The organism is Rhodococcus sp. P4_F5 (assembly GCF_056401315.1).
In genome coordinates this window covers 1-6,062 of sequence record NZ_JBFUJP010000125.1, presented here as the reverse complement: position 1 = coordinate 6,062, position 6,062 = coordinate 1, and the positions used below count along the sequence as shown (strand labels likewise).

The 6,062-nt window shown below is 69.9% G+C and carries 7 protein-coding genes; all 7 read right to left on the bottom strand.

From position 1 onward, the window contains the following. A partial coding sequence (locus AC1DU4_RS25915; RefSeq protein WP_477844784.1) for a Mur ligase domain-containing protein occupies nt 1-361 on the bottom strand: 361 nt, incomplete at its 3' end. 118 nt (nt 362-479) lie between these two features. Further along, nucleotides 480-2,408 carry a peptidoglycan D,D-transpeptidase FtsI family protein gene (locus AC1DU4_RS25910; protein ID WP_477844782.1) on the bottom strand — a complete coding sequence of 643 codons (1,929 nt, stop codon included), beginning with the start codon at nt 2,406-2,408 and terminating at the stop codon, nt 480-482. Continuing rightward, on the bottom strand, nt 2,405-3,139 hold the full coding sequence (gene ftsL / locus AC1DU4_RS25905; protein ID WP_477844778.1) for a cell division protein FtsL: 735 nt from the start codon (nt 3,137-3,139) through the stop codon (nt 2,405-2,407). Before ftsL ends, AC1DU4_RS25910 begins: the two co-directional genes overlap by 4 nt. Further along, nucleotides 3,136-4,152: a 16S rRNA (cytosine(1402)-N(4))-methyltransferase RsmH gene (gene rsmH, locus AC1DU4_RS25900; protein ID WP_477844776.1), complete on the bottom strand. Its 1,017-nt coding sequence runs from the start codon at nt 4,150-4,152 to the stop codon at nt 3,136-3,138. The genes ftsL and rsmH overlap by 4 nt, the downstream gene beginning before the upstream one ends. A gap of 166 nt (nt 4,153-4,318) precedes the next feature. Next, a complete protein-coding gene (gene mraZ / locus AC1DU4_RS25895) occupies nt 4,319-4,750 on the bottom strand; it encodes a division/cell wall cluster transcriptional repressor MraZ (RefSeq protein ID WP_072846306.1) in 432 nt (143 codons plus the stop codon). A gap of 432 nt (nt 4,751-5,182) precedes the next feature. After that, nucleotides 5,183-5,620: a DUF3040 domain-containing protein gene (locus AC1DU4_RS25890; protein WP_072846273.1), complete on the bottom strand. Its 438-nt coding sequence runs from the start codon at nt 5,618-5,620 to the stop codon at nt 5,183-5,185. Nucleotides 5,621-5,788: 168 nt separating this feature from the next. Continuing rightward, on the bottom strand, nt 5,789-6,062 hold a 274-nt coding region (locus AC1DU4_RS25885; protein ID WP_477844773.1), incomplete at its 5' end, for an SAV_6107 family HEPN domain-containing protein.

Sequence of the window (6,062 nt, the reverse complement as noted above, 5' to 3'; positions counted from 1 at the left end):
GCACGGGCACCGGCCCGGCGGCGGACGCGGCGAGGGTGGCCAGGCCGGCCTCGTCGGTGAGCACCGCGACGGCGCCGCGGGCCAGCGCGTCGGCGGCGAACTCCGCACCGTGCGCGCGGGCGCCGGGCAGCGCGGCGAACAGGTCGCCGGCCGCGACGGTCTGGGCCCGCAGTTCCACGCCGGTCACCGCCACGTCCGCGGCCGGGGCCGCGCCGGAGTCGGGGGTCGGTGCGGCGGCGCCGATCCAGTCCAGCCGGGCGCCGATCAGCGCGGCCAGCGCCGCAACCCCGGTGGCGGGCGGGTGCGTCGGCCGCAGTCCCCCCGCCGCATCCGCGGACCGCGAAGCGTTAGTCCCATGCACGGGCAGGTGACTCCTCTCGAGGTTCGGTCAGGTGGCGACGGAATTGGTCGCAAGCCAGCGTGTCACGTTACCGGCGACGGGTGGCTTCGGTGGACTCGGCGTGGTGACGCGGGGCGGGTCAGTCCGCCTGCAGCACCAGTCTCGGGCCGGGATCGGCGGACAGCGGCACCTTGTCGCGCTGGAGCATCCACGAGGCGATGTTGTGGAACAGCGGTGCCGCGGACTGCCCGCCGGAGCCGTCGGCGCTGCGCACGGGGGCGTCGAGCATGATCCCGATCACGAACCGGGGGTTGTCGGCGGGCGCGATGCCGGCGAAGGTGATCCAGTAGTTCGAGTTCGAGTAGCACTTGCAGGCGGGGTCCACCTGCTGCGCGGTGCCGGTCTTGCCGCTGACCTGGTAGCCCTCGACACCGGCCGCCGCGCCGGTGCCCTGCTGGTAGCCCATCGGGTCGCGCTGGGTGACGGACCGGAACATGTCCCGCACGGTGGCCGCCGTCTTCGGGCTGACCACCTCGATGCCCTCGGGATGCTCGGCCCGGGTGCGGTTGCCGTCGGCGTCGACGGTGGCGCGCACGATCCGCGGCGGGATCCGGACGCCGTCGTTGGCGATGGCCTGGTACATGCCGGTCATCTGCAGCAGGGTCATCGACAGGCCCTGGCCGATCGGCAGGTTCGCGAAGGTGCCGCCCGACCACTGGTCGCGGCTGGGGACGTCGCCCGCGCTCTCGCCGGGCAGTCCGACGTCGGTGCGCTGGCCGAGGCCGAACTTCTCGAGCATGTCCGCGAACCGGTCCTCGCCGACCCGCTGCGCGAGCATCAGGGTGCCGACGTTCGAGGACTTCCCGAACACGCCGGTGCTGGTGTAGGGCGCGACGCCGTGCTCCCAGGCGTCACGGACGGTCACCCCGGACATCTGGATCCCCCCGGGCACCTGCAGCACCTCGTCGGGCGTGGTGAGCCCGTACTCGACGGCGGCCGCCGCGGTGACGATCTTGTTCACCGAACCCGGCTCGAACGGCGTGCTGACCGGCAGGTTGCCCATCTCGGCCTTGCCGTTGTTGGCGACGCCGATGGACGGGTTGAAGGTGTTGTCGTTGGCCATCGCCAGCACGTCGCCGGTGTGCGAGTCCAGCACCACCACCGACGCGTTCTTCGCGCCGGACGCGTCCTTGGCCAGCTGGGTCTGCTGCTGCACGTAGTACTGCAGGTCCGAGTCCAGGGTCAGCTCGACGCTGGACCCGTTGACCGCCGGCTGCTTGTCGCGCCAGCTGCCGGGGATCACGGCGCCGTCGGAGCCGCGGTCGTAGGTCTGCGACCCGTCGGTGCCGGCGAGCGTGGAGTCCAGCGAGTCCTCGAGGCCGAGCAGGCCGTGGCCGTCCCAGCCGGTGGCGCCGACGATGTTCGCCGCCAGCGAGCCGCCCGGGTACTCGCGGATGTCCTGGCGTTCGAGCCCGACCTCGGGGAACTCGTCGACGATCTTCGCGGCGATGTTCGGGTCCACGCTGCGGGCCAGGTAGACGAAGGTCTCGTCGCTCTTGAGCTTGGCGAGCAGGTCCTTCTCCGCGGCGGTGTCCCCGAGCGCCTTGTGAATGCCCTTGGCGATCTCCTTGAGCCGGTCGGCGACCTTCGGATCCTTGCCGGCCTTGACGGCCGCCTCCTCGATCTCCTTGCGGACCCGGACCGGCTGGAAGGTCAGCGCCTTCGCCTCCATGGTGAACGCGATCGGGTTGCCGTTGCGGTCGGAGATCGAGCCGCGGGTGGCGGGTTCGATCACGGTGATGGCGCGCTGGTTGGCGGCCTCGGCGGACAGCTTCGGCGCCTGCACGACCTGGACCCACAGGAGCTGGACCACGGCGATACCGAGCGCGACGAACATGACCGTGCGGCCGACGCGGAAACGGAACCGGAACGACGCGGCCTCGGTCGGCCGCGGCCGGCGAGGCCGGACGGGCCGGGTCCTGCCGGATTGAGAACCGGGCCGAGCCCTGCCGGATTGAGAACCGGGCCGAGCCCGGGGTGGTGGAGCGGCGGAGGGACCTCGGGTCACCTCTGACCGCCCGCGCTACCTGCCTGTCCAGCGGCCGCACCGGGCGTTGCAGTGGTCATGGGGATCAAGTGTTCACCCTCGGCCTGCAGTTGCGGCTGATTTGCCGCGAGCGGCGAGCCGGGGCGGGACGCGGTGGTCGGGGCTGCCGCGCGGGTGGTCGGCGCAAGGTTGCGGGTGGGCGTCGGGGCCGGGGCCGGCTTGTTCAGCGGCGGCGCCGGTGTGCCCTGCGCGGGAGCCGGGTCGCCGACCACCGCGACGGTGCCGTCCGGCGCCACGACCAGACGCGCCACGTTCTTGACCGGGATCATGCCGAGTTCGGTCGCCTTGCGGGCAAGCTCCGGGGCGGACGCGGCGGCCTCGTTGTCGCGTTGCAGCGACGAACGCTGCTCGGACAGTTCCTGGTTGTGCTGACGGGCGGCGCTGAGCTTGTAGGAGTCCTCCGCCGAGCGCGTGGTCAGCAGCAGCGTGATCGCCAGGCCCACGGACAGCAGCCCGATCACGGTGGCAACGAACGGGATACGGGCGGTCAGCGCGGAGCCGCGTCGGGCCGGCGCGGCCGTGGTGCCCGTCGCCCGCTGGGTCCGACGCTCGTAGGCTCGCTGCGCCGCGCTCGACCGCGCGGGGGCACCGGAGCCGGTGGGGACGGTCGCCGGGGCACGCCCGCGGACCTTCGGTCGGACGGCGGCGGCACCACGAGGCCGTGCGGCACCCGATCGGACGGGAACTGTCATGGCGTCACCCTCCTGGAAATCCGCTCGACACTGCGCAGTCGGACCGGGGCCGACCGCGGGTTGTCCGCCATCTCTTCCTCGCTCGCCCGTTCGGCACCTCGGGTCAGGAACTCGAACTCCGGACCCATGCCCGGCAGCTCCATCGGAAGGCCTTCCGGGCTACGGGATTTGGTGCGCGGGGTCAGTTCCTGCTTGACCAGCCGGTCTTCGAGCGACTGGTACGACATGAACACCACCCGACCACCCACCGCGAGCGAGTCCAGCGCGGCGGGGATCGCGGCGCGCAGCGAGTCCAGCTCGCCGTTGACCTCGACCCGCAGCGCCTGGAAGGTGCGCTTGGCCGGGTGCCCGCCGGTGCGCCGGGTGGCCGCGGGAATCGAGGCGTACAGCACCTCGACCAGCTGGGCACTCGTGGTGAACGGCTCGACCTGCCTGCGACGCAACACTTCCGAAGCGATCCGGCCGGCGAAGCGCTCCTCGCCGTAGGTGCTGAGCACCCGGGCCAGTTCACCGTGGCTGTAGGTGTTGAGGATGTCGGCGGCGGTCAACCCGCGAGTGGGATCCATCCGCATGTCGAGCGGCGCATCCACCGAGTAGGCGAACCCACGCTCGGCCTCGTCCAACTGCATCGACGAGACGCCGAGGTCGAACAGGATGCCGTGCACCGACCCGGTCGGCGGCAGGCCGGCCTGCTCGAGCGCATCGACGATGCCGTCGTACCTGGTGTGCACCAACGTGATCCGGTCCCGGTACGGCTCGAGGCGCGCGCCTGCCTTGGCCAGAGCCGAGGGGTCGCGGTCGAGTCCGATCAGGTGCAGTCCCGGGTAGGTGCGCAGGAAGTGCTCGGAGTGACCGCCGAGACCGAGGGTGGCGTCGATCATCACGGCACCGGATGCGTCGGCCGACTCGCGGGTCAATGCCGGGGACAGGAGTTCGTCCGCTCGACCGAGCATGACCGGGACGTGACCGAACTCGCCAGTGGAGGCGGATTCGCCGGCCTCGTCGTCCACCATTGCTGCCTCCGGGTCTTCTGGTCGTGTCTGCGGGCGCTGACAATCACGAAGGTGATCTGGGGCGAATGACTCGGGGTCCCTGTCCGATTGACCGAACCTGGCGCTGGGGAAGTGCGTCAGGGTCGGTGTCGGGCAGAGGCCTCGCGGCACTCGCCGTTGTCGTGAACTACAGGATCTCGCTCAGAGGTTCGGATCTGGCCTGGGAGTAGTTCTCTTCGTTCTCGTCGGAATACGTCTGCCACACCTGGGCATCCCAGATCTCGAGGAAATCGATCTGTCCGATCACCACGCACTCCTTGGACAACCCGGCATAACGCCGGTGGTCCGCGGAGAGGGTGATCCGTCCCTGAGCATCGGGATGCTGTTCGTCGGCGCCGGCCGCGAGGCCACGCACGAAGGCCCTGGCGTCCGGATCGGTCCGCGACACCGCCGCGGCCCGGCGGGCCATCGCGACGAACTCGTCGCGGGGATACACCGCGAGGCTGTGGTCGAGACCCTTGGTGACCATCAACCCCCCCGCCAGTGCATCCCGGTACTTCGCGGGCAACGTCAGCCGCCCCTTGTCGTCGAGCTTCGGCGTGTGGGTACCGAGAAACATCCTCGCCACCTCCACATTGCGTTGCCGATCTCGTACCCGATTTCGAACGCCCTATGCCCTGCGGTTCACCTTCCCAACCGCTGCGCACCACGTTACCCCACTTTGCCCCACGTTCAAGGACAACACACGACCGATTCTGCCCAATTTGCGAGAAGTGTGCTGGTCACAGAGGTGGCGCGAAGTGGGGAGAATTTCTGCGACGTGCGCCACTGCCCGGGAGTTCGATTCCGACCCCTTCCGGGACCGCACGAAACGACCAGGTCAGGGCCCCGCGACCGGACTCCGATCAGCCCCCGACAGACCCGCGGGGGGACGGTGGGGAATGTGGGAGCCGACACGAAAAAGGCGCGACACCTGTTCGGTGTCGCGCCCTTGGTCTTTTCGACGTGCGGTCTTGTCGGCGTGCGCCCGGGACTCACCCGGCCGGCACGGTCACTCCTGTTCGAACCTCCGCTTGAACCGATCCTCCATGCGGGACGAGAACCCGCCGCCCTTTCGGCCGTCGTTGTGCTTGCCGGTACTGGGATGCTTACCGGCACTGGGCCGCTGCGCGGACCCGGCACCCTCGTCATGCACTGCCGAGAGACCCTGCTTCGACCCTCGCATGAGGAACAGGACCCCGGCTCCAAACATCACTGCGAAACCGAGCAGGCTGATGATGGGGAAACCACCCGGCTTGACGGGTAGTGCTACCCCGGCGACCAGAAGAACCAGACCCAGGAACAGCAATGCCCCCGCCTGCAGGCGACGCTTGCTCGAGGCGGCACGCATTCGGCCTCCCCTTACAGAGGAGGCAAACTTTGGGTCTTCGGCGTAGAGAGCGCTCTCGATCTGATCGAGCATCCGCTGCTCGTGCTCGGAGAGTGGCACGGTACCTCCCCCGGCACTAAATGGTGGCGGCCAGTTCGTTGGGACGACTGGCCGGTTGCCGTCGTTCGCGGCTACCTGGAGTCCATACTACGAGTACTCGCAGTGGCGTACCACCTACATCCCACTACGAGTCGCGAATCAATTTTCGAATCCCCCGCGGATCGCCTGTCAGGCAGACCTCCCCACGATCGAACCCGCGGCCGGACGACGCCCGAGGCCGTCRCGGAGGTACTCCTCGACGGCCGTCAGGAACTGCGACACCTCCCGGTGAAACCGGTCCGCCTCGCCCCAGGTGACGGTGCGCGAGATCCCCGCCTCGATCGCCGCGCGGGTGGCCGAATGGCCGGCGAGGTACTCCGCCCAGTCCGCCAACTCCGGCTCCGCCCGGGCCAGCAGCACCCAGGCACTACGCGAGCCCGGTCGGCGCCGAACCGCGTCGTCC

Excerpts from the sequence above, each read along its gene's own strand:
- ftsL (WP_477844778.1), bottom strand. The coding sequence starts at position 3,139 with ATGACAGTTCCCGTCCGATCGGGTGCCGCACGGCCTCGTGGTGCCGCC.
- rsmH (WP_477844776.1), bottom strand. The coding sequence starts at position 4,152 with ATGGTGGACGACGAGGCCGGCGAATCCGCCTCCACTGGCGAGTTCGGT.
- mraZ (WP_072846306.1), bottom strand. The coding sequence starts at position 4,750 with ATGTTTCTCGGTACCCACACGCCGAAGCTCGACGACAAGGGGCGGCTG.